Annotated in this window: 26 protein-coding genes; 12 read left to right on the plus strand and 14 right to left on the minus strand. The window is 69.7% G+C overall.

Features of this window, described 5'->3' with window-relative positions; translation table 11 throughout:
* Positions 1–188: 188 nt before the first annotated feature.
* The gene (locus AB0L64_RS32885; protein ID WP_363716529.1) at positions 189–605 is read left to right on the plus strand and encodes a DUF1844 domain-containing protein; all 417 of its coding nucleotides are present in this window, start codon (positions 189–191) and stop codon (positions 603–605) included.
* Between the two features lie 34 nt (positions 606–639).
* Positions 640–1617 carry an aldo/keto reductase gene (locus tag AB0L64_RS32890; protein WP_363716531.1) on the plus strand — a complete coding sequence of 326 codons (978 nt, stop codon included), beginning with the start codon at positions 640–642 and terminating at the stop codon, positions 1615–1617.
* Here the strand turns inward: AB0L64_RS32890 and AB0L64_RS32895 are convergent.
* Complete coding sequence (locus AB0L64_RS32895) at positions 1602–1976, minus strand: MerR family transcriptional regulator (RefSeq protein WP_355699031.1); 375 nt, start codon at positions 1974–1976, stop codon at positions 1602–1604. The two genes, AB0L64_RS32890 and AB0L64_RS32895, sit on opposite strands and share 16 nt — an antisense overlap.
* Before the next feature lie 53 nt (positions 1977–2029).
* On the opposite strand from AB0L64_RS32895, the gene AB0L64_RS32900 reads away from it, so the two are divergent.
* Entirely contained in the window at positions 2030–2890 is an 861-nt protein-coding gene (locus tag AB0L64_RS32900) for a phosphotransferase (protein WP_363716534.1), read from the plus strand.
* A gap of 117 nt (positions 2891–3007) precedes the next feature.
* Positions 3008–3397 carry a hypothetical protein gene (locus tag AB0L64_RS32905; RefSeq protein ID WP_363716536.1) on the plus strand — a complete coding sequence of 130 codons (390 nt, stop codon included), beginning with the start codon at positions 3008–3010 and terminating at the stop codon, positions 3395–3397.
* Positions 3398–3450: 53 nt separating this feature from the next.
* Here the strand turns inward: AB0L64_RS32905 and AB0L64_RS32910 are convergent, their stop codons facing one another.
* Genes AB0L64_RS32910 through AB0L64_RS32920 form a run of 3 tightly spaced genes read right to left on the minus strand, consistent with a single transcriptional unit; the run spans position 3451 to position 6532 of the window.
* Entirely contained in the window at positions 3451–4362 is a 912-nt protein-coding gene (locus tag AB0L64_RS32910; RefSeq protein WP_363716538.1) for a carbohydrate ABC transporter permease, read from the minus strand.
* The gene (locus tag AB0L64_RS32915) at positions 4359–5237 is read right to left on the minus strand and encodes a sugar ABC transporter permease (RefSeq protein ID WP_363716540.1); all 879 of its coding nucleotides are present in this window, start codon (positions 5235–5237) and stop codon (positions 4359–4361) included. The genes AB0L64_RS32910 and AB0L64_RS32915 overlap by 4 nt, the downstream gene beginning before the upstream one ends.
* Positions 5237–6532 carry a sugar ABC transporter substrate-binding protein gene (locus AB0L64_RS32920; RefSeq protein ID WP_363716542.1) on the minus strand — a complete coding sequence of 432 codons (1296 nt, stop codon included), beginning with the start codon at positions 6530–6532 and terminating at the stop codon, positions 5237–5239. Before AB0L64_RS32920 ends, AB0L64_RS32915 begins: the two co-directional genes overlap by 1 nt.
* Positions 6533–6785: 253 nt before the next feature.
* Here AB0L64_RS32920 and AB0L64_RS32925 point away from each other — a divergent pair, with 253 nt between their 5' ends.
* Together AB0L64_RS32925 and AB0L64_RS32930 are read left to right on the plus strand one after the other, a co-directional pair.
* Positions 6786–7802 carry a LacI family DNA-binding transcriptional regulator gene (locus AB0L64_RS32925; RefSeq protein WP_355699020.1) on the plus strand — a complete coding sequence of 339 codons (1017 nt, stop codon included), beginning with the start codon at positions 6786–6788 and terminating at the stop codon, positions 7800–7802.
* Between the two features lie 38 nt (positions 7803–7840).
* Positions 7841–9004, plus strand: a complete 1164-nt coding sequence (locus AB0L64_RS32930; protein WP_363716544.1) for a glycosyl hydrolase — start codon at positions 7841–7843, stop codon at positions 9002–9004.
* A 120-nt stretch (positions 9005–9124) separates the two neighbouring features.
* On the opposite strand, the gene AB0L64_RS32935 is transcribed toward AB0L64_RS32930, so the two are convergent.
* Positions 9125–9841: a TetR/AcrR family transcriptional regulator gene (locus AB0L64_RS32935; protein ID WP_363716546.1), complete on the minus strand. Its 717-nt coding sequence runs from the start codon at positions 9839–9841 to the stop codon at positions 9125–9127.
* Between the two features lie 140 nt (positions 9842–9981).
* Here AB0L64_RS32935 and AB0L64_RS32940 point away from each other — a divergent pair, with 140 nt between their 5' ends.
* Positions 9982–10407, plus strand: a complete 426-nt coding sequence (locus AB0L64_RS32940) for a DUF1707 domain-containing protein (RefSeq protein WP_363716548.1) — start codon at positions 9982–9984, stop codon at positions 10405–10407.
* A gap of 1 nt (position 10408) precedes the next feature.
* On the opposite strand, the gene AB0L64_RS32945 is transcribed toward AB0L64_RS32940, so the two are convergent.
* Positions 10409–10903, minus strand: coding sequence for an SseB family protein (locus AB0L64_RS32945; RefSeq protein WP_363716550.1), 495 nt, complete (start codon positions 10901–10903; stop codon positions 10409–10411).
* 88 nt (positions 10904–10991) lie between these two features.
* Here AB0L64_RS32945 and AB0L64_RS32950 point away from each other — a divergent pair, with 88 nt between their 5' ends.
* Together AB0L64_RS32950 and AB0L64_RS32955 are read left to right on the plus strand one after the other, a co-directional pair.
* Entirely contained in the window at positions 10992–11495 is a 504-nt protein-coding gene (locus tag AB0L64_RS32950) for a hypothetical protein (protein ID WP_363716552.1), read from the plus strand.
* A complete protein-coding gene (locus AB0L64_RS32955; RefSeq protein WP_363716554.1) occupies positions 11482–12156 on the plus strand; it encodes a hypothetical protein in 675 nt (224 codons plus the stop codon). Before AB0L64_RS32950 ends, AB0L64_RS32955 begins: the two co-directional genes overlap by 14 nt.
* Here the strand turns inward: AB0L64_RS32955 and AB0L64_RS32960 are convergent.
* Positions 12135–13814, minus strand: coding sequence for a DUF6596 domain-containing protein (locus AB0L64_RS32960; RefSeq protein WP_363716556.1), 1680 nt, complete (start codon positions 13812–13814; stop codon positions 12135–12137). The genes AB0L64_RS32955 and AB0L64_RS32960 overlap by 22 nt on opposite strands.
* On the minus strand, positions 13814–14149 hold the full coding sequence (locus AB0L64_RS32965; RefSeq protein ID WP_355699072.1) for a YciI family protein: 336 nt from the start codon (positions 14147–14149) through the stop codon (positions 13814–13816). Before AB0L64_RS32965 ends, AB0L64_RS32960 begins: the two co-directional genes overlap by 1 nt.
* Positions 14150–14238: 89 nt before the next feature.
* Here AB0L64_RS32965 and AB0L64_RS32970 point away from each other — a divergent pair, with 89 nt between their 5' ends.
* Complete coding sequence (locus AB0L64_RS32970; protein WP_363716558.1) at positions 14239–15123, plus strand: aldose 1-epimerase family protein; 885 nt, start codon at positions 14239–14241, stop codon at positions 15121–15123.
* Here AB0L64_RS32970 and AB0L64_RS32975 read toward each other — a convergent pair.
* From AB0L64_RS32975 to AB0L64_RS32985, 3 genes are read right to left on the minus strand one after another with little or no spacing between them, the layout of a single operon-like run.
* Complete coding sequence (locus AB0L64_RS32975) at positions 15101–15568, minus strand: PH domain-containing protein (protein WP_363716560.1); 468 nt, start codon at positions 15566–15568, stop codon at positions 15101–15103. The two genes, AB0L64_RS32970 and AB0L64_RS32975, sit on opposite strands and share 23 nt — an antisense overlap.
* An 11-nt stretch (positions 15569–15579) precedes the next feature.
* A complete protein-coding gene (gene hisG / locus AB0L64_RS32980; protein ID WP_363716562.1) occupies positions 15580–16428 on the minus strand; it encodes an ATP phosphoribosyltransferase in 849 nt (282 codons plus the stop codon).
* Between the two features lie 51 nt (positions 16429–16479).
* Positions 16480–16743: a phosphoribosyl-ATP diphosphatase gene (locus tag AB0L64_RS32985; RefSeq protein WP_355475986.1), complete on the minus strand. Its 264-nt coding sequence runs from the start codon at positions 16741–16743 to the stop codon at positions 16480–16482.
* A gap of 81 nt (positions 16744–16824) precedes the next feature.
* On the opposite strand from AB0L64_RS32985, the gene AB0L64_RS32990 reads away from it, so the two are divergent.
* Complete coding sequence (locus tag AB0L64_RS32990; protein WP_363716564.1) at positions 16825–17229, plus strand: VOC family protein; 405 nt, start codon at positions 16825–16827, stop codon at positions 17227–17229.
* Here AB0L64_RS32990 and AB0L64_RS32995 read toward each other — a convergent pair.
* On the minus strand, positions 17206–17895 hold the full coding sequence (locus AB0L64_RS32995; RefSeq protein ID WP_363716566.1) for an MBL fold metallo-hydrolase: 690 nt from the start codon (positions 17893–17895) through the stop codon (positions 17206–17208). The two genes, AB0L64_RS32990 and AB0L64_RS32995, sit on opposite strands and share 24 nt — an antisense overlap.
* An 18-nt stretch (positions 17896–17913) precedes the next feature.
* Here AB0L64_RS32995 and AB0L64_RS33000 point away from each other — a divergent pair, with 18 nt between their 5' ends.
* The gene (locus AB0L64_RS33000) at positions 17914–19011 is read left to right on the plus strand and encodes a P1 family peptidase (protein ID WP_363716568.1); all 1098 of its coding nucleotides are present in this window, start codon (positions 17914–17916) and stop codon (positions 19009–19011) included.
* On the opposite strand, the gene AB0L64_RS33005 is transcribed toward AB0L64_RS33000, so the two are convergent.
* Together AB0L64_RS33005 and AB0L64_RS33010 are read right to left on the minus strand one after the other, a co-directional pair.
* Positions 18986–19480: an anthrone oxygenase family protein gene (locus tag AB0L64_RS33005; RefSeq protein WP_363716571.1), complete on the minus strand. Its 495-nt coding sequence runs from the start codon at positions 19478–19480 to the stop codon at positions 18986–18988. The genes AB0L64_RS33000 and AB0L64_RS33005 overlap by 26 nt on opposite strands.
* On the minus strand, positions 19480–20118 hold the full coding sequence (locus tag AB0L64_RS33010) for an NAD(P)H-binding protein (protein ID WP_363716573.1): 639 nt from the start codon (positions 20116–20118) through the stop codon (positions 19480–19482). The genes AB0L64_RS33005 and AB0L64_RS33010 overlap by 1 nt, the downstream gene beginning before the upstream one ends.
* Between the last annotated feature and the right edge of the window lie 77 nt (positions 20119–20195).

The raw sequence follows: 20195 nt of genomic DNA on the forward strand, positions 1-20195 counted from the left end.
CAATTCCCAGCGGTACGACGTCCCGACCCGGGCGGGTGGTACGCCGTACTGTTGACCGGGACCCGCCGACTGTTCATCGACTGGGTGGGAGGTGGCCCTCCGCTTAGACTCGAACGGCTGGCGAACCTGAGGTATTCCGCTCAGGGGTCACCAACAGACCGGGTCGGTCGCCGTGCAAGAGTAGCAGCATGACCGACGCAGATGCCACTTCACAGCCTGGCCCCCACCAGGACGCCCAGTCCGACGCCCAGCCCGGCCCGCTCTCGACCGCGTCCCGCGACATCGCCGAGGTCCCCGCCGTGGAGATCATCTCCACCGCCGCGCTGCACCTGATGAGCGCCGCCGCCGTCAACCTCGGCCTGGCCGCCGACCTGCCGGACCACAAGGACCTCGACGAGGCCCGCTCGCTGATCGACTCGCTGGCCGGTCTGCTGGACGCCTCCGCCCCGGCCCTCGGCCATCACCACGCCGCGCCGCTGCGCGACGGCCTGCGCTCGCTCCAGCTCGCGTTCCGCGAGGCCAGCAGCATCCCGGACGAGCCCGGTCAGGGCCCTGGCGAGAAGTACACCGGCGCGGTCTTCCCCTCTGCGACGCAGAGGTCTTGAGCTGGAGCGCGGTCCAGCTCCTAGCGTCGGGGAGATGGACTACAGGAACCTGGGAACGACCGGCCTGAAGGTCAGCGAGCTCTGCCTGGGCGCGATGATGTTCGGCGACCGGACCGACGAGCAGGACAGCCGCAAGATCCTCGAGACGTTCACCGACGCCGGCGGTACGTTCATCGACACCGCCGACGTGTACGGCGCGGGCGCGTCCGAGGAGGTGCTGGGACGATGGCTGAAGGCGCAGCGGCGAGCGGACTACGTCATCGCGACGAAGGTCTACTGGCCCACCGGCCCGGGCCCGACCGATCAGGGCCTGTCGCGTAAGCACGTTCTCGACGCGGTCGACGCAAGCCTGCGCCGGCTCGGAACCGACTACATCGACCTGTACCAGCTCCACCGCTGGGACGACAGCACTCCCCTCGGCGAGACCTTGTCGACGCTGGACAGCCTCGTGCAGGTCGGCAAGGTCCGCTACATCGGCGTCAGCAACTTCCGCGGCTGGCAGCTGCAGAAAGCCGTCGACCTGTGCGCGCAGAACGGATGGCAGCCGCTCGCCAGCCTTCAGCCGCTCTACACCCTGCTGGACCGCTCACCCGAGTGGGAGCTGCTTCCGGTCTGCCAGAACGAGGGTCTCGGCGTCATCACCTGGTCTCCCCTGCGTTCGGGCTGGCTGTCCGGCGCGTTCCGGCGCGGCATGACCGCACCGCCCGCGGGCAGCAAGGTGTCCACGCCCGGCACCCACGACTGGGATCGGTACGCGAACGAACGGACCTGGCGGGTCATCGACGAACTGACGGCGGTTGCGGCCGAGACCGGGCACACGATGCCGCAGGTCGCGGTCCGCTGGCTGATGCAGCGGCCCGGCGTGACGGCACCGATCATCGGTCCGCGGACGCCGGCGTACCTCGACGACCTGCTGGGCGCCGCGGACTTCGTCCTGGCCCCGGAGCACCAGGACCGGCTCGACGCCGCCAGCCGACCGGAGCCGGTGCCTTATCCCTACTTCTTCGACTGACCGTCCTGGGCGCTGTAGTAGGCGATCTTGTCGTCCAGTACGCCGAGCGCGAGGTTCATCTTCGCAACCTCGTCGCGCAGCCGGGAGCGGTGCTCCTCGAGCAGCTCGACCAAGCCGGTCGGGCCGCTCGAGCGGTCCCGCATGCGGCCCATGAACTGCTGGAGGTCGCTGATCCCCAGCCCGGCGTTGCGCAGGCACACCAGGAGGCCGACCCACGCCACGTCATGGTCGCTGTAGACACGGCGTCCGGCGGTGTCCCGGTGGACCGGACCGAACAGTTCCAGGCGTTCGTAATAGCGCAAGGTGTCCAGGCTCAGACCGGTGCGCTCGGAGGCCTCGGCCGGTGCGTACGTAGTCATGCCCTCCATCCTCCGACCTGGAGTGCACTCCAGGTCAACTACTGTCGGGTGTCGTGAGTCCTGACGGCGTACCCGCTCCGGTGGCGAAGCTCGACGCACAGCAGTTGCTGCGGGATGTCAACGACGCCACCGGCGCCGGACTGGAGTTCCTGGGGCAGGCCGCGGCGGGCGAGGTCGGGGCCGCGTTCGTGCGCTGGCCGGACGGGCGGGACGGCGTCCTCACCCGCGGATTCGGCTCGGCGGCCGACCTCCGGCGTACGGCGGAGGTCCTCGACGCGGCGCGGCAGGACGGCCTGCCCGTCCCGCGGTACGACTTGCTGGCCGAACTTCCCGGCAGCGTCGGTGTCGTGCAGGAGCGCCTGCCGGGGCAGGCGCCGCAGACGGTCGACCGGGCGCTAGTGGAGTCGATGATCGCGCTGACCGACCAGTTCGCCGGCCGGGGCGGAAACCTGCCGGTTCCGTCGATGTACCTGCTCGAGAGCGGCCCGGGCTTCTGCCTGCACGAGTCGCTCCAGGTGTACGACGACCGCACGCGGAAACTCCTGGACCGCCTGCATGAGATCGGCCGCGCCGAGCCGGGCGGCATGGCGGGCGACGACCTCGTGCACCTCGACTTCCACACCGGCAACGTGCTGACCGACGCCGACCGGATCACCGGGATCGTCGACTGGGACGGGATCGGTCGCGGCGATCGCCGGTTCGCCCTGGTCACGTTGCGGTTCGACGCGCACGTCCGGCTGCCCGGCGCGGACCTGGCGTGGTTCGACGACCTCCTGCAGACCAGGCTCGACCCCGCCGTACTGCGCCTCTACTGGGCCCACATGACGCTCCGCCTGGTGGACTGGTCGATCCGCCACCACACGCCCGCGGACACCACCCGCTGGCTCGACTTCGCCGAACCGCGGCTGCACTGATCAACCCTTTTCGGCCCAGCCCGAAACTGGATCGAACACCCTGCCTGCACAGGGTCATCGCCCCTACCTTCGACAGTGAGACCTCCGACCGGAGGTCACCACTCGGGAGGGACAGAAATGCGCAAGATTGCTATGACTGCTGCCGGCATCGCCGCCGCTGTGATCGGTACCGGGATGGCGCTGGCGCCGACGGCCGACGCGGCGTCGACGGCGTCGGCAGGGGCCGCGGCGACCATGGGCACGACGGCGACCTGCCCGTCGGGCGCCGTGTGTCTGCGGGAGCCGAACGGCAGCATCCTGAGCAAGAACATCTGGTACAGCTACGGCGCGCACAACCTGCAGAACGTGACCGGTTACAAGGTCCTGATCAACAGTCAGACCGGCGGCGCCGGCTTCCAGATCTGCAAGGGCTACAACGGCACGAACTGCTACCCGGTGCAGCGCTACACCGGTGAGTACGCGTCGTACGACTTCACGCCGATCAACTCGATCGTGCTGGTGAGGTAGTCCGGCGGCACGCGACCGGGCTCCGGCCACCGCGGGGCCGGAGCCGGGTCGCGTCAGCCCTTGACCGCGCCTTCCTCGACGCCCTTGAAGAAGAAGCGCTGGAGGGTGGCGAAGACGATCACGATCGGGATGAACGCGATCATCGTGCCGGCCGCGATCAGCCGGGGGTTGTTGCTGAACGTGCCGGACAGGTACTGCAGGCCGACGGTCAGCGTGTACTTGTCCGGATCGGTCAGCACGATCAGCGGCCAGAGGAAGTCGTCCCAGGCGCCGATGAACGCGAAGATCGCGATCACGCTGATCGTCCCGCGCACCGACGGCAGGCCGATGTACACGAACCGTTGCCATGCGTTCGCGCCGTCCACGATCGCCGCCTGGTCGACCTCGAGCGGCAGCGCCCGGAACGCGTTGTACATCAGCAGCACGTTGAGGGCGCCGATCATGCCCGGCAACGCGACGCCGAACAACGTGTTCGCCAGCCCGAACTCCCGGACCGTCACGTACTGCGAGATGATCGTGACCTCACCCGGCAGGACCAGCGTCGCGAGGAACAGGCCGAGGACGATCTTGCGGCCGCGGAACTGCAGCCGGGAGATCGCGAACCCGGCCAGCGACGCGCCGACGATGTTGCCGCCGACCACCAGGAACGCGACCACGAGCGAGTTCCGCGCGTAGTCCCAGACCGGGATCGTGTCGGTGACCGCCTTGTAGTGGTCGAACGTCGGTTGCGCCGGCAGCAGCCGCGGGATCCGGGTGTAGATGTCCTCCCCGGATCCCTTCAGCGACGTCGACAGCTGCCAGAGGAACGGCCCGATCGTGATCAGCAGCACGAACACCAGCAGGACGTACCGCGCGACCTTCTCCCGCGGCGAGACCGAGTTGAACCCGAACGATCCCTTGCGCCGGACGGGCTTCGGCGCCTCCGGGGCGACGGCCGGCCGGGCCGGATCGGTGACAACGCTCATGCTTCAGCTCCCCGGCGATTGAGACGGGCCAGCACCAGCATCGGGACGACCGTGACGAAGAACAGCACGATCGACAACGCGGACGCGTACCCGAGGTTGCCCTCGAAGCCCTGGCTGTACTGCTGGATCAGCATCACCACCGAGTTGTCCCGGCCGCCCGGTCCGCCCTTGCCGCCGCTCAGGATGAACAGCTCCGAGAACACCCGCAGCGCGGACACCGAGATCAGGATCGAGATCAGGATCATGGTCCCGCGGACGCCCGGCACGGTCACGTGCAGGAACCGCCGCAGCGGCCCGGCGCCGTCGACCGCGGCGGCCTCGTGCAGCTCACGCCCGACGTTCCCGAGAGCGGCCAGGTAGATGATCATGTAGTACCCGAGCCCCTTCCAGATCGTCAGGCTGATCGCGCTCAGCAGCAACAGCCACTGGTCGGACAGGAACGGCAGCGGCCCGGAGATGACCCCGAGCTTCTCGGCCAGCCCGTTGACCAGGCCGCGGTCGTCCAGGATCCACTGCCAGATCAGGGCCACCACGACCGCCGACGCCACCACCGGGGTGTAGAACGCGGTCCGGAAGAACGTCATCCCGGGCAGCTTCTTCTCCACCAGCACGGCGAGCAGCAGCGGCAGGACGGTCAGGAACGGCAGGCAGACCACCATGTAGATCACGCTGTTCAGCAGCGCCCACCGCAGCTGCTCGTCGTGCAGCAGGGTCTCGAAGTTCTTCAGGCCGACGAAGGTCCCGCCACCCAGCGGCTTGGCGTTGGTGAACGACAGGATGACGGTGTTGATCGACGGCCAGAGGTTGAAGACCAGCAACCACGTGAGTGCTGGGATCACCAGCACCCACGGGGTGAACCAACGGTTGGAACGCATCACTGGGTCAGCAGCTGGTTGGCCTTGGCCACCGCGGCGTCGAGGGCTGCCTGCGAGGAGATCTTGCCGGAGATCGCCAGCGAGATCTGCTGCCCGATGAAGTCGTTGGTCGCGCCGCTGATCACCGGCGGCTGCAGCACCTTGGCCTTGGCCAGCGACTCGAACGCGAGCACCTTCGCGTCACTCTCCGGCGTGCCGTCGGACTTCGAGAAGTACGGGTCGGACGCGGACGCCTTGGTGGACGGGAAGATGTTCACGATCTTCGCGAACGCGGCCTGGTTCTCGGCGTTGGTGACGAACCGGGCGAGCGCGATCGCCGCGGCTTGGTTCTTGGTCTTGGCCGAGACCGACAGCCCCTGCACGTACAGCGGCGGGGTGTCGAGCGCCGGCGACGGGACGACCTTGCCCTTCAGCGACGGGTTGTCCTTGTTGAAGTCCTGGATCGCGTTGCCGCCGCCGGTGGTCCAGGCGACCTTGCCCTGGGTGAAGAGCTTGGAGTTGCCCAGGTACTCGTTGGTCAGGATGTCGCGCGGCATGTACCCGGCCTTGTAGGCGTCGCGGTACTTGTCCAGCAGCGCCGCGGCCTCGGGGGTGTTGAAGACGAACTTCTTGCCGTCGTCGGACAGGATCTTGACGCCGGCGTTGGTGAAGTCACCGATGCCGGGCAGCCGGCTCATCAGGTATTCCTTGCCGCCGGTCTTGTCGTGCATCGTCTTCGCGGCGGCGAGCAGCTCGTCGAAGGTCTTCGGCGGGTTCTTCGCGTCCAGGCCGGCCGCGGCGAACTTGGTCGCGTTCCAGTAGTCGATGTCGGTGTTCAGGTACCACGGGTAGCCGAAGGTGCCGTCCATGCCCTGGTACTGGTACGCCTGCACGCCGCCCTCGACGTACTCCTCGCTCAGCTTCGGGTCCGCGGCGGCGACGTCGAGCAGCATGTTCTGCTTGGCGAGACTCAGCGCGAAGTCGGGCGGCAGGTTCGTGACGTCCGGGAGCTGGCCGGCCGACGCCTGGCTCAGCACCTTCTTGTCGTAACCGTCGCCGGGCTGGTCCAGCCAAGTGACGTGCGTGCCCGGGTACTTCGCCTCGAACGCCTTGATCACGCCTTCGACGTACGACGTGAACTTGGGCTTCAGCGCCCAGGTCTGGAAGCTGACCTCACCGGTCACCTGGGCGTTCGCGTCGACGGTCGGCTTGGCACCGCCGCTGCCGCCGGAATCCTCGGAACCGAGGCCGCATCCGGCGAGGGTGAGAGCGGCGGCGGCAAGACTGGCCACGAGCGCCGAACGGCGTCTACGCATGGGATCTCCTGGATTTGATAAACCGGTATAGCTCCCGAACTATCCACATCGTAGAATCCGCTGTCAAGGGAGAGAGGGTGTCTCGGGACTCTGCGCCGTCGCGAGCAGGTGCTCGGCGGAGCGCAGCGCAAGGCGGAGGACGAGGCACGGAGTGGGGTTCTCCGTGCCTCGTCCTCCAACGCAGCGATGTGCCCGCCGAGCGCCGCGCAGTAGGCGCAGAGTCCCGAGACACCCTCAGAAGGAGGTGCCAGGCATGGCGAGACCGACGATCGCGGACATCGCGACCAGGGCCGGGGTGTCCAAGGGCGCGGTGTCGTTCGCGCTGAACGGGCGGCCGGGTGTCAGCGACGCGACCCGGGAGCGGATCCTGAAGATCGCCGAGCAGATGAGCTGGCGGCCGCACAGCGCGGCGCGCGCGCTCGGTGCGTCGCGGGTCGACTCGGTCGGCATGGTGATCGCCCGACCGGCCCGGACGCTCGGCGTCGAGCCGTTCTTCGCGCACCTGCTGTCCGGCGTCCAGTCGGGCCTGTCCGCGGAGTCGATCTCGCTGCAGCTGCTGATCGTCGAGGACACCGCGGCCGAGATCGAGGTGTACCGGCGCTGGGCGTCGGAGCACCGGGTCGACGGCGTGATCCTGGTCGACCTGACCGTGAAGGACCCGCGGGTCGAGGCACTGAAGGCGCTCGAACTGCCGGCCGTGGTGATCGGCGGCCGCGGCGGCAAGGGCGCGCTGGCCTCGGTCTGGGCCGACGACCGGGACGCGATGCTCTCGATCGTGGAGTATCTGGCCGCGCTCGGTCATCGCCGGATCGCCCACGTGGCCGGTACGCCGAACTTCCAGCACACCCAGCGCCGGATCCGGGCCGTCCGCGACGCCGCGCCCCGGCTCGGGCTGCTCGACGCGCCCTCGCTGACCACCGACTTCAGCGACGCGGAGGGCGCCGCGATCACCCGCAAGCTGCTCTCCCAGCCGGACCGCCCGACCGCGATCGTCTACGACAGCGACGTGATGGCGGTGGCCGGGCTCGGCGTCGCGATGGAGATGGGCGTGTCGGTCCCGGGCGACCTGTCGATCGTCGCGTTCGACGACTCGATCCTCACCCAGCTCATGCACCCGGCGCTGACGGCGCTGTCCCGCGACACCTTCGACTTCGGCCGCCAGGCCGCCGAGGTGCTGCTGCAGACCATCGCCGACCCCGGCACGGTGATCAACCGCCGCTCCGCCGACCCGGTCCTGACCGTCCGCGAGTCGACCGCTCCCCCGGCCTGATGTTGCCCTGATGGCCTAAACCGATTTAGCATCCTCGCATGGCTTCGGAGACCGTCGTGCCCAGGTTCGGTGCGAACTACGTGCCCTCGGCGGGATGGTTCTACAGCTGGCTGGATTACGACGGCGACGCGGTCCGCCGGGACTTCGCGGACCTGGCCGGCCTCGGCCTGGACCACGTCCGGGTGTTCCCGGTCTGGCCGTGGATCCAGCCGAACCGGGCGATCATCCGCGAGCGTGCGATCGCCGACCTGCTGGACACCATCGACGCGGCCGCCGAGCACGGGCTGAGCGTCGCGGTCGACCTGATCCAGGGGCACCTGTCCAGCTTCGACTTCCTCCCGTCGTGGGTGCTGACCTGGCACAAGAGCAGCCTGTTCGAGGACAGCACGGTCCGCGACGGACTCACGGCGTACGTCGACGTCGTGGCCCGGGCGGTCGCCGCAAAGCCGAACGTCTTCGCGATCACGCTCGGCAACGAGGTCAACAACCTCTGGCCGGACAGCCCGACCACGCCGGAGGCCTCGACCGCCTGGGCGCAGGACCTGCTGGCCACGCTGAAGCAGGCCGCGCCCGGCGTCCTCGCGCTGCACTCTGTCTTCGACGACGCCTGGTACAAGGGCGACCATCCGTTCCACCCGGTCGACGCGGTGGATGTCGGGGATCTGACCACTGTCCACTCGTGGGTTTTCAACGGGGTCTCACGAGTGGACGGTCCCCTCGGCCCGGCCACCCTCACGCACGCCGACTACCTGATCGAGCTCGCGAAGTCCCTGGCGCCGGAGCGCCCGGTCTGGCTGCAGGAGATCGGCGTGCCCGGGCCCGATATCCCCGTCGAACTGCAGGCCGAGTTCACCCGGCGGACCGTTGAGACAGTCCTGGGCAACCCGGCGCTGTACGGCGTGACGTGGTGGTCATCGCACGACATCGACCGCCGCCTGCTCGACTTCCCGGACCGCGAGTACGACCTCGGCCTTTTCACCGTCGACCACCGGCGCAAGCCGGCTGCTGACGCGCTCGCCGACCTGATCGCGACGGTGCGCGCGAACGGCGTACCGGCGCAACCGCCCGCCACCACGCTGACCGCGCCGATCAACCTCCGCACGGAGCCCGCCCGCCGCGCGGAAGTTGCCCCCGGCAGCGACTTCCACCTCCGCTGGGTCGAGGCCCGCACCGAGGGGCCGGTACGGATCGCGCTGCCTTGATCGTGTACCAGGTCGACAGGACGTCTCGGCGCGCTGCGGCACCGACGCCCGCCGGTTGAGCGTGAGACCGGCCGACTGGTTGCGACACGTCCTGTCGAGATGACACAGACCAGCCAGGGCCTAGGACTGCTTGGCGATCAGTACCTCGATGCCGTCGAGGATGCGGGCCAGCCCGAACTCCAGGTCGTCGTCGAGCTCGTCCTCGTACTCGTGGTTGAGGTACAACGCCGTCAGCGTCGGGTAGCCGCCCTCGATCAGCCGTGGTACCAGGAACTTGCCGACCTGCTCGGCCTGGACCGGCGTGGTGTCACTCGCTCCGAGCTGACGGGCCAGGGTTGCGTAGTTCCGCGACCAGCCGTCCAGCAGCACCAGACAGCCGAGGTTGTCGTGCTGGCTGAGCCCGGTCCCGGCGAGGGCCGCGAGCATCACCTCGACCCAGCGCAGCAGGTTCGGCGTGACGGGCGCGCCCCGGATCGGTACGTCGAGCAGCCACGGGCGCTCGGCGTACAGCTTGACCTGCGCGTCCACCCACGCGATCGCGGCGGCACGCCAGCCGGACGGCAGCTCGGGCGGTAGGCCGACCGCCTGGTCGTGGACGAGCACGATCAGCTCTTCCTTGGACCGCACGTAGCGGTACATCGCGTTCGTGGTGACGCCGAGGTGCGCCGCGATCCGCTGCAGCGAGACCGCCTCGAACCCGTACCGATCGCCGAACTCGATGCCGGTGGCCACGATCTGCTCGATCGACAGCGCCGGCTTCGGCCCGCGCCGCTGCACCGGCAGCACACCCCAGGACAGGGCCAGCCCCGGCGGCAGGTCCGCGTGGTCCTCGGTCATGTCTCCCATCCTGACGTACGCCGCCGCGCACCGGACAGGGGTGTTAGCACCACCGCGGAAACGGGTCCTGAGCAGCGCGCGCCGAAACTGTGCAATCCATACGCTTTTTACATCGGAACCCGCTGAAAGGACCAACGACCATGAACACGATCCTCGAACCGCTGCTGACCCCCGACCAGGTCCAGCTCACCGACGCCGACCGGCGCGCGGCGATCTCCAAGCTCGAAAGCGCCGTCCGGCAGGCCGCGCTGACCCCGGCCCAGGCGAGCGACCGGCAGGACCGCGTGCTCGCGGCCCGGACCCGCGGCGAGCTCCGGAGGATCCTCGCCGGCGTCGCGGACGCGGCCCCGCCGCGCGGGCTGACGACTGCGCTCCGTGTCGCGACCGGCGTCTGGCTGGTCACCTGCGTGGTGCAGTTCGTGGTCTGGGCGTCGCTGGCGATGTTCGGCCACTTCGACAGCCCGTGGTGGCTCTGGTCAGACCTCGGGCTCGGCGCAGTCGTCGCGATGCTGTGGTGGACGAACGAGTCCTACCACCGCAAGTCCGACGTACTGGTTACCCAGTGATCTACTCCGTGACCTCGACCCACGCGTAGCCGCCGTCCTCCAGCCGCACCACCTGGAAGCCGGCGGCCAAGCGGCGTACGTCGTCGGTCTCGATCACGCCCGCGGCCGGGCCGGCGATGTCCAGCACGATCGCGGCCGCGCCTTCCTGGATCGCCGCTGTGGCGACCAGCTGCGCCTGGGCCGGCATCGGGCGGGCCTCCGGACTCCAGCGCGCCAGGCTCTCGGTGCCGGTGAACGCGAGCAGCGCGTTCCGCCCGTCCTGGCCCTGGAGCAGCGCGACAGCCATGTCCGACGTCTTGTCGTGCGCCAGCCCGTTCTCGTCGTACTCCACCTCGCCGAGCATCGCGACGACCGGCACCAGCAGCCGTGCCTTGGTGAGCGCCGCGAGCACCGCTCCCCCGTCGCCGGTGGCGAGCGCGGTCGCCAGCGCCGGGTCCGCCGACCCGTCGTCGTTGTCGAACCCGGTGAACGCCAGTCTCCGCTGTGGTGGTTGCACGGCTTCATTGTCCCCGGACCGGGGTTTCAGGGGTCCGTCAGGGCTGTTCCCCTCTTGGATCGCGGTCCAACTGTGCGAGCCTGGGTATGTGCCTGACTTCAACGATTTGACGCTGCTGCCGTTCTGCGTAGGGCTCACGCTGCTCGGTCTGATCGGCTCGTGGGCCGCGTGGCGGCGCCGCGGGGTCGCGGCCGGCACGCGCGGTGTGGCCTGGTCGCTGCTGCCGGTCTCGCTATACCTGACCGGGCTGCTGGAGCTGGTCTGGGACGTGGTCCGCTCCTCCGTGAGCTGGGTCACGCACCTGATCTTCTCGCCGACCGTCTGGGCCGGTGTCGCGCTGTTCGGCGTCTCGGTCGTGCTGTACGTCGTGTCCGGTGTAGCCCGCGGCCGCGGTGGGAACCAGAAGAAGGCAGAGAAGAAACCCGCCTCGCCCGCGGGAGAGCTGACGAGCACAGGTCCAGCGCCCGCGTCGGCCACTACCACCAAAGCTGCTGAGCGCTCAAGGGGGCCGTCAAAGGGGAAGGCGAAGCAGCAGGAATCGTCGGAGTTCGACGAGATCGAGGACATCCTGAAGCGCCATGGAATCAACTGACAAGGCCCCTGACCACGGCCCCACGCCCCTGACCATCGACTCGCTCCTGGACAACGTCCAGGCCGGATCACCCCATCTCGGCCGCACCCGGCTGATCGGCATCGACGGACCGGCCGGCTCCGGAAAGACCACCGTCGCCGCCCACGTCGAGGCCCGCGCGAAACTGCGCGACCTGAACACGTCCGTCATCCACATGGACGACCTCTACGACGGCTGGACCGGAGCGGAGCGCGGCTTCGCTCTGCTCCGCGACCATGTCCTGCAGCGGCTGGCCGACGGCCGCGAGGGACGCTACCGGCGGTACGACTGGTACCAGGGCGCGTACGCCGAGTTGCACGTCGTACCGAGCACCGTCGATCTGCTGATCGTCGAAGGCGTCACGGCCTGCGACCGGGACGCGGCGCACTGGCAGTCGCTGCGCCTGTGGGTCGAGACGTCGAACGAGGTCCGGCTGGACCGCGGCATCGACCGCGACGGCGAGGCCCTGCGCGACCACTGGCTGGAGTGGATGCGCTGGGAGCGTGACCATTTCGCCGAGCAGGCCACCCGCTCCCGCGCCCACGTCATCGTCGACGGCAACCCGTCGACACCCTTCGACCCCGCGCTCGAGCTCGTCGCCACGTCGGTGGCACTACCGCCTCACGACTCAGCCGCGTCCTGACGTCCGTCCCACGACCACCGCGTGACGGCCTGGCCGTCGTCGATGTCCTCGGTGTTGTGCCGGTACATCGTGTTGAAGGTGGCCCAGGCGAAGTAGTCGTGCAGCACCGAGCGGACCCGCTCGTCGTCGATGCCGGCATCGACCAGCGCCGCGTCGAAGCAGTCGATCGCGCGATGGTTCATCTCGTCGTGTTCACCGTTACCCGCGTGGCGGCGCTGGACGGATGCCTCGCTGCCGTAGGACTCGGTGTAGACGGACGGTCCGCCCAGGGCCTCTCCCCAGTACGCCGCGAGCCGCTCGGTGTGATCCGGTCGCGCCCCGCCGTGAAAGGCGTGGCTGACGACCTCGTCCGCCATCACCCGCTCGTGCCACGCCGCCGCCAGCCGCAGCATGCCGTCGGCCCCACCTGCCGCTTCGTAAACGGTCTCCATGGCGTCAGTCTGCTGCAACGCGGCAAGCCGGTCACGGATCTGAGCTCGTTCCGGCTCGGAACCGGCCAGCGCAAGTGCGTGCTCGTAAGCGGTGATCGCCTCGGGCACTTGTCCGAGGCGCTGCAGGAGGTCCGCCCGCGCCAGCGCGAACGGGTGGTAGTCCTGGAGGCGGGGTTCGGCGGCGAGCTCGTCGAGGAGTTGAAGGCCGGCGGCGGGTCCGTCGCGGAGCGCGATCGCGGCGGCGCGGTTCAGGGCGACCACCGGGGACGGGTCGAGGTCCAGCAGCACGTCGTACAGCTGGACGATCTGCGGCCAGTCGGTGCCGGCGAAGTCGATCGCCTCGTCGTGCACGGCGTTGATCGCGGCCTGGACGGCGTACGGTCCGGGCGGTCCGCCGGTGAGGGCGGCGACGACCAGGTCGCGCCCTTCGGCGATCATGTCGTGGTCCCAGCGGCCGCGGTCCTGGTTCTCGAGCAGCACGATCTCGCCGTCCGGGCCGGTGCGGGCGTCGCGGCGGGCGTGGATCAGCAGCATCAGGGCGAGCAGGCCGGTGACTTCGCGCGCGTCCGGGAGCAGCCGGTGCACGATGCGGGCCAGGCGGATCGCTTCCTCGGCGAGGTCCAGGCGTTGCAGGTACGGGCCGGCGCTGGCGGCGTACCCCTCGGTGAAGACGGAGTAGATCACCTGCAGGACACCGGGCAGCCGCTCCGGCAGCTCGTCCGGCCCGGGCACCCGGAACGGGATCCGCGCCTCCCGGATCTTCTTCTTCGCGCGGACGATCCGCTTCGCCATCGTCGCGGTCGGGACCAGGAAGGCCCGCGCGACCTCCGGCGTGGTCAGCCCGGCCAGGCAGCGCAGGGTCAGCGCGCCGCGGTCCTCCGGGGCGAGCGCGGGGTGCGCGCAGGTGAAGAACAGCTGCAGCCGCTCGTCGGGCAGGTCGTCCCCGGCGGCCTGCGGCGCGGACCGGTCCGCCTCGACCTGCAGAATCGCGAGTTTGGCGGCGTACACCTGGTCCCGCCGGAGCCGGTCGACCGCCTTCCGCCGGGCGGTGGTCATCAGCCAGCCGCCCGGGTTCGGCGGGACGCCGTCGATCGGCCAGCGGGTGAGCGCCGCCTCGATCGCCTCCGACGTGACCTCCTCGGCCAGGTCGAGGTCCCCGAAGCGCCGGGCGAGCGCGGCCAGCAGCCGGCCGCGCTCCTCCCGGAAGACCGCCTCGACCTGCTCCATCAGAACTCGGCGACCGGCCGGACGATCACGGATCCGCCGCCCCGCGACCCGGGGCACTTCGCGGCCCAGTCGAGCGCGACGTCCAGGTCCGGTACGTCGATCACGTAGAACCCGCCGAGCACCTCCCGGGTCTCCGCGAACGGCCCGTCGGTCACGGTCCGCCGGCCGTCGTTGGCCACCTCGACCCGGGTCGCGGTGACCAGATCGGCCAGCGACTCGGACGCGACCACCACGCCGGCGTCCTGGATCTCCTTGTCGAACCGCATCCAGTCCTCCGGCTCGCACCCCACCGGCGCGTCCTGCAGGTCCAGCTCACCGGCGTTGATCAGCAGCATGTACTTCACGTCGTACCTCCTGTCAGCGTGTCTACAGCATCACCACGAACGGGGTCGCTCCCGATGGACAGGTCGGTGAGGATAGACCCATGAACGTTTTGCCATCGGGTGAGCAGTGGGTCCTTCGCAGCGGCGGGTTCGAGGCGACCGTGGTGAGTGTCGGGGGCGGGGTGCGGGAGCTGACGTACGAGGGGCGGCCGGTCCTGCTCGGGTACGCCGAGGACGAGGCCGCGCATGCCGGGCTCGGGCAGCACCTGTTCCCGTGGCCGAACCGGATCACCGACGGGCAGTACACGTTCGACGGTGCCGACCAGCAGCTGTACCTGACCGAGCCCGCCCGGCAGAACGCCATCCACGGCCTGACCCGCTGGGCCAACTGGACCCGCGCCGACGACGGCTCGGACCCGGCGGTCGTCGTCGCCACCCACCGCCTGCACGGGCAGCCCGGCTACCCCCACCAACTCGACCTACGCCTCACCTACCAGCTGACGGACCGGCTCACGGTCACCGCTGTCGCCACGAACATCGGCAGTAGTGCGGCGCCGTACGGCTACGGAGCACATCCGTATCTGACGGTCGGACGCGTGATCGACGACTGTGTCCTCGAGTTCACCGCCGCCGATCGCCTGGAAGTGTCCGCGGACCAGATGACCCCGACGGGCCTCGCGCCGGTCGCCGGGTCGCCGTACGACTTCAGCGGTGGCCGCCTGATCGGGGAGACCTCGATCGACAACGCCTTCACCGGGCTGGATGCCGAGTGGTCCGTTGCCCTGACCGACCCGGACAGCGGCGCGCGGTCCGTACTGACGGGTGACACGCCGTGGATGCAGCTGTTCACCGGCGAAGCTGTCGGCCGTACGGCGCTCGCGGTCGAGCCGATGACCTGCCCGCCGGACGCGTTCCGCACCGGTCAGGACCTGGTCGTCCTCGCGCCGGGCGAATCGCACACGACTAGTTTTCAGGTGTCTGTCTAGGGCCCGCGCCGTGCTCGCGGGCGACCGCCGCCAGTTGCTTGGCGGCCCGGGTCGCCCGCGCGCCCTCGGCGGTCTGGACCGCGAGGATGCCGATCCGGTTGTCGTCGGCATCGAACAGCTGCAGCCACGCGTCCCCGGGCCGGAAGCGCAGCGCGGTGACCTCCGACCAGGTCAGCGTGTAGGACTTGAACACGTTCCGGATCCGCAGCCGGTCCGGGTACGCGGTCACCCGCAGCGTCGACATCCGGTACAGGATCCAGAGCACGGCGCCGAAGAACGCCAGCAGGGTGATCCGCTGGAACCAGTCGAACGTGGCGCGGTCCTCCGGCGACAACCGGAACCAGATCACCCCGAACACGGCGATCAACGACAACCCCATGCCGGCCGCCATCGCCGCCACGATCCGCGGATGGAACGCGTACACGCTGTCTGTCGACCCGGACATGACCGCAGGCTTCAGATCCGGCATGCGTGGATGTCGGTGGTGAGGATCGCGCGGGCGCCGACCTCCCAGAGCTGGTCCATCAGCCGCTGCGCCTCGGCCCGCTGGACCATGACGCGGACGGCGACCCAGCCCTGCCGGTGCAGCGGCGAGACGGTCGGCGACTCCAGACCGGGCGCGACCGCGGTGGCGGCGTCCACGTCCTCGGCGCGGATGTCGTAGTCCATCATCACGTAGTTGCGCGCGATCAGGACACCCTCGAGCCGGCGGACGAGCTGCTGCAGGCCGTTCGGCGGGATCTCGACGCCGTGCCGCTTGATCAGCACTCCCTCGGACTGCAGGATCGGCTCCCCGAACACCTCGAGCCCGGCCTGGCGCAGCGTCGTCCCGGTCTCCACGACGTCCGCGATCACGTCCGCGACGCCCAGCTGGACGGCCGACTCCACGGCGCCGTCGAGACGCACGACCGACGCGTCGACCCCGTTCTCGGCCAGGTGGTCCTGCAGCACCCCGGCGTACGACGTGGCGATCCGCTTGCCGGCCAGGTCCTTCACGGTGTCCGCGACCCCGGGCCGCCCCGCGAACCGGAAGGTGGACGAGCCGAACCCGAGGCCCATGATCACGTCCGCGTCGGCGTGCGAGTCGAGCACCAGGTCGCGGCCGGAGATGCCGACGTCGAGCGTGCCCTCGCCGACGTACACGGCGATGTCGCGCGGGCGGAGGTAGTAGAACTCGACCTCGTTGGCCGCGTCGGTGAGAGTGAGGTCCTTGGTGCTCCGGCGCTGCTTGTAGCCGGCCTCGACGAGCATCTCGGTGGCGGCTTCGCTCAGCGAGCCCTTGTTCGGTACTGCGACGCGCAGCATGGCGACTGACCCTTTCTGGGGTTGTGAACCGGTGATCTGCGGGAGGTGCTCCTACAGATGTCGGTACACGTCGTCGAGCTCCAGGCCGAGCGCGTGCATCATCACCTGGGCGTGGTAGAGCAGCTGGGACAGCTCCTCCGCGGCCCGCTCCTTGCTCTCGTACTCGGCGGCCATCCAGGACTCGGCGGCTTCCTCGACCAGCTTCTTGCCGATCGCGTGCACGCCGGCGTCCAGCGCCGCCACAGTCCCGGAACCCTCCGGCCGTGTCGCCGCCTTCTCACCCAGCTCGGCAAACAGCTCCTCGAAACTCTTCATCGCGCGCCCAGCCTACGGGTCCCGGTCGCGCGGCCCGCCGCCAGGTCCGGTGGGCGGACCTTCGCCGTGCGTTACTGGGGCATGGACAGACCGACGCAGATCTCGGTGATGCTGGCGGTATCCGACGCCCCGGCCGCCGCACGCTGGTACGCACAGGCGCTCGGCGCCGTCGAACTGTGGAACCTGGGCAGCGTGATCGGGCTGAGTATCGGCGGCGCCCCGCTGTTCCTCGGCGAGCCCGGGAACAACATCTGGAACACGCCCGCGGCGACCGGCGCCCCCACGGTGCGGGTCGAGGTGTTCGTGGACGACCCGGACGGCTTCGTCCAGCGTGCCGTCGAGGCGGGCGCGGACGGGAGCTTCGACCCGGTGCGCGATCACGCCGTGCCCTGGGGGACGCATCGGCAGGGGTCGTTCCTGGACCCGTTCGGGCACCTGTGGTTCGTCGGCGACCGATCGCCGCTAGGGGATGGCGAGCGCGGCTGACCGGCTGCGGGGCGGTGAGTGCGCGTCGACGTACCAGTCGTGCCGCTCGGACAGCAACTGCTTGATCATCGCGTAGTCGACCGTGTCGTCGGGGGTGCGCAGGTGGTACGGCGGCGGGTAGAACGCGTCGCCGAGGAGGGCGACACCATCGGCGAGGACGATGAGGGAGTCGGGCGCGTGGTTGCCGCCGACATGCCGCAGTACGACGTCAATCGGCAGCGTGAGCGTGTCGTCGAAGGTTTCGTCCGGGAGGACGATGCGGAAATCGGTCCAGTCGGGAACGGCCAAGGCGCGGGCGCGGAAGCTCGGGCCGAGTTTCGGGTCGGCCTCGACCTGGTCGTGAAGGTAGCGGTGGCTCCAGGGGCGCTCGGACTCCTCTGCCAGCAGGTCGACGGCGCTGGAGTGTGCGATGACAGTCACGTCCGGCCAGCCGCAGGCGCCCCAGGTGTGATCCCAGTGGTGGTGGGTGTAGACGAGCCACCTCGGCGCGGGCAGTCCGGCCGCCTCGATCGCCGTACCGATGGCGCGGGCGTGCTCGGGACTGTTACCGGCGTCGACGAGCACGCTGCCGCGGTCGTCGGCGACCACGGCGACGGACGGGCGGATCGCGTCCGGATCCGGGTCGTGCGGGTAGATCCAGACCCGGCCGGCCAGGTGCTGCAGCATGTGGCCGACGATAGCTGGATGCACAGTCCACGGAGAGCCCGCGAGCTCGGCGTCGTCGTCGGTACGCTGCCCACCGGGCCGCTCAACGCGATCACCGACGTACCCGGCGTGCTCGTCGGCCAGACGACGATCACCGGCGACGGACTGAACACCGGCGTGACCGCGATCGTCCCGGCCGGGTGGGCGGACGGGCTGCCGGCCGCGGTTGCTGTCGGCAACGGGTACGGGAAGCTGGTCGGGACGACGCAGATCGACGAGCTCGGGGTGATCGAGACGCCGATCCTGCTCACCGGGACCCTCAGCACGTTCCGCGTCGCCGACGCGCTGATCACCTGGCTGCTGGACCGCGACCCACGAGCCACCAGCCTCAACCCAGTAGTCGGCGAAACCAACGACGGCCACCTCTCCGACATCCGCCGGCGCCCCATCACCCCGGCCCACGTCCATCACGCCCTCGACACCGCCTCGTCGGCCCTCCCAGTCGAAGGCTGCGTCGGAGCGGGCTCGGGCACCACCGCGCTAGGCTTCAAAGCCGGCATCGGCACGGCCTCCCGCACCCTCACCGGGCCCACGCCTGCACCCCTTGCCCCGCCCCAACCCGCCTGGGATTCCGCGGTCTCCCCGCCCGCCACCTCACCCGCGCCGACCGCAGGTCCGGCGGCAGCTGCCGACGTCCAGCCGACTCCCGGCGACGGGTACACGGTCGGGGTTCTGGTACAGGCGAACTTCTCCGGACTGCTGTCTGTGCTGGGCAAGCCGGTTCCCGCCGAGCCGATCGACGCGGACGGCAACTCCTGCATGATCGTGGTGGCGACGGACCTCCCGCTCGATTCCCGCCAGCTCGGACGCCTGGCCAGGCGGGCGATCTTCGCGATGGGCCGCGTCGGCTCCGACTACGCGCCGGGCAGCGGCGACTACGCGATCGCCTTCACCACCGCCGGTACGCCGGACTACGCCGACCGCGACCTCCGCGGCCCGTTCCAGGCCGTCACCGAATCGGTCGAAGAAGCCCTGCTCAACTCACTGACCATGGCTCGAAGCACCACCGGCTTCCAGGGGCGCACCGCCCAGGCCGTCCCCCACGACCTCATCACCGACCGACTCGGACCCCGCTGACGGCCGGCGAACTCGACCGGCCGCCACTGCGCCGACGCACGGCGGCCCCGACCAGCAGCCCGAACGCCGCTACCGCCGCGACCGTACGCACCGCGTGTGCGATCTGCCAACGATCACGGACGCCCGCCCAGTCCGCCGGCGGCTGCTGGACCGACCACGACGACTGGTCCGAGTTGATCGACAGATTCACCGCCAGCGTCGTCACGAACACGATCACCAGCAAGGCGACCGCGGTGATCGCCAACCGTCGACCGTCGCCGCGGCTCCGGATCACCACCGCCACGGTCGTGACGATCGCCGGTATCAGCGTCACCGACGCGAGCTTGTCCAACGAGTCCAACTCCACCAGCCGTACCTGCGTGTAGACGCCGGCGCCGAACGAGCGCAGCGAGGTCTCCAGCACCATCACACACACCAGGAATCCGGCGAACAACCCGCTGAAGAACAAGCTCACCCCACGCAGCACCATCAGTACCCCACCCCGATCGGCTGACCAACGGCTGCCGGGTCGTCGAGCACCGCCAGCATCAGATGCGCCGCGTCCGCGCGCGAGATCGAGTAACTCCGCGGCACCGTGCCGCCGACAACAGTCCGGTAGCGGCCCGTCAACGGCTTGTTGGTCAGCTTCGGCGGCCGCACGATCGTCCAGTCCGTCGCGCTCGCCCGGATGTCGGCCTCCATCACCCGGAGGTCGGCGTACACGTCCGCGGCGAACGCGTTGATCGCCGGATAGAGCAGCCGCCGGTTGAGAAAACCCTCATCCGCCGGGATCGGCCCGAGCGGCGCAGCGCTCACTGCGACGAACCGCCGTACCCCGGCCGCTTCCATCGCCCCCAGGATCGACTGCGTACTGCGCGACGCGACCGGCCCGTCCTTCCGCCCGCGCGGCCCCACTCCCGAAATCACCGCCGTACTGCCGTCGACCGCCTCGCGCAGCGGCTCGGCCGCATCCAGCCCCGGCACCCGCACCACCGCCAGCGACGGGTGCTCCAGCTCGAACGCGGACGCCGTCCGCACCACCGCCGTCACCTTGTGACCCGCATCGAGCGCCTGCCGTACGACGTGGCCGCCGATCCCGCCCGTCGCGCCGAACACCGTGATCCTCATCGCGCCTCCTCTTCCGTTATCCATATAGTACGAAACTCGTAATATATGGAAAAGACAGAATCAGGTGACGCGCGCCA

The organism is Kribbella sp. NPDC051936, from assembly GCF_040680955.1.
Lineage (GTDB): Bacteria > Actinomycetota > Actinomycetes > Propionibacteriales > Kribbellaceae > Kribbella.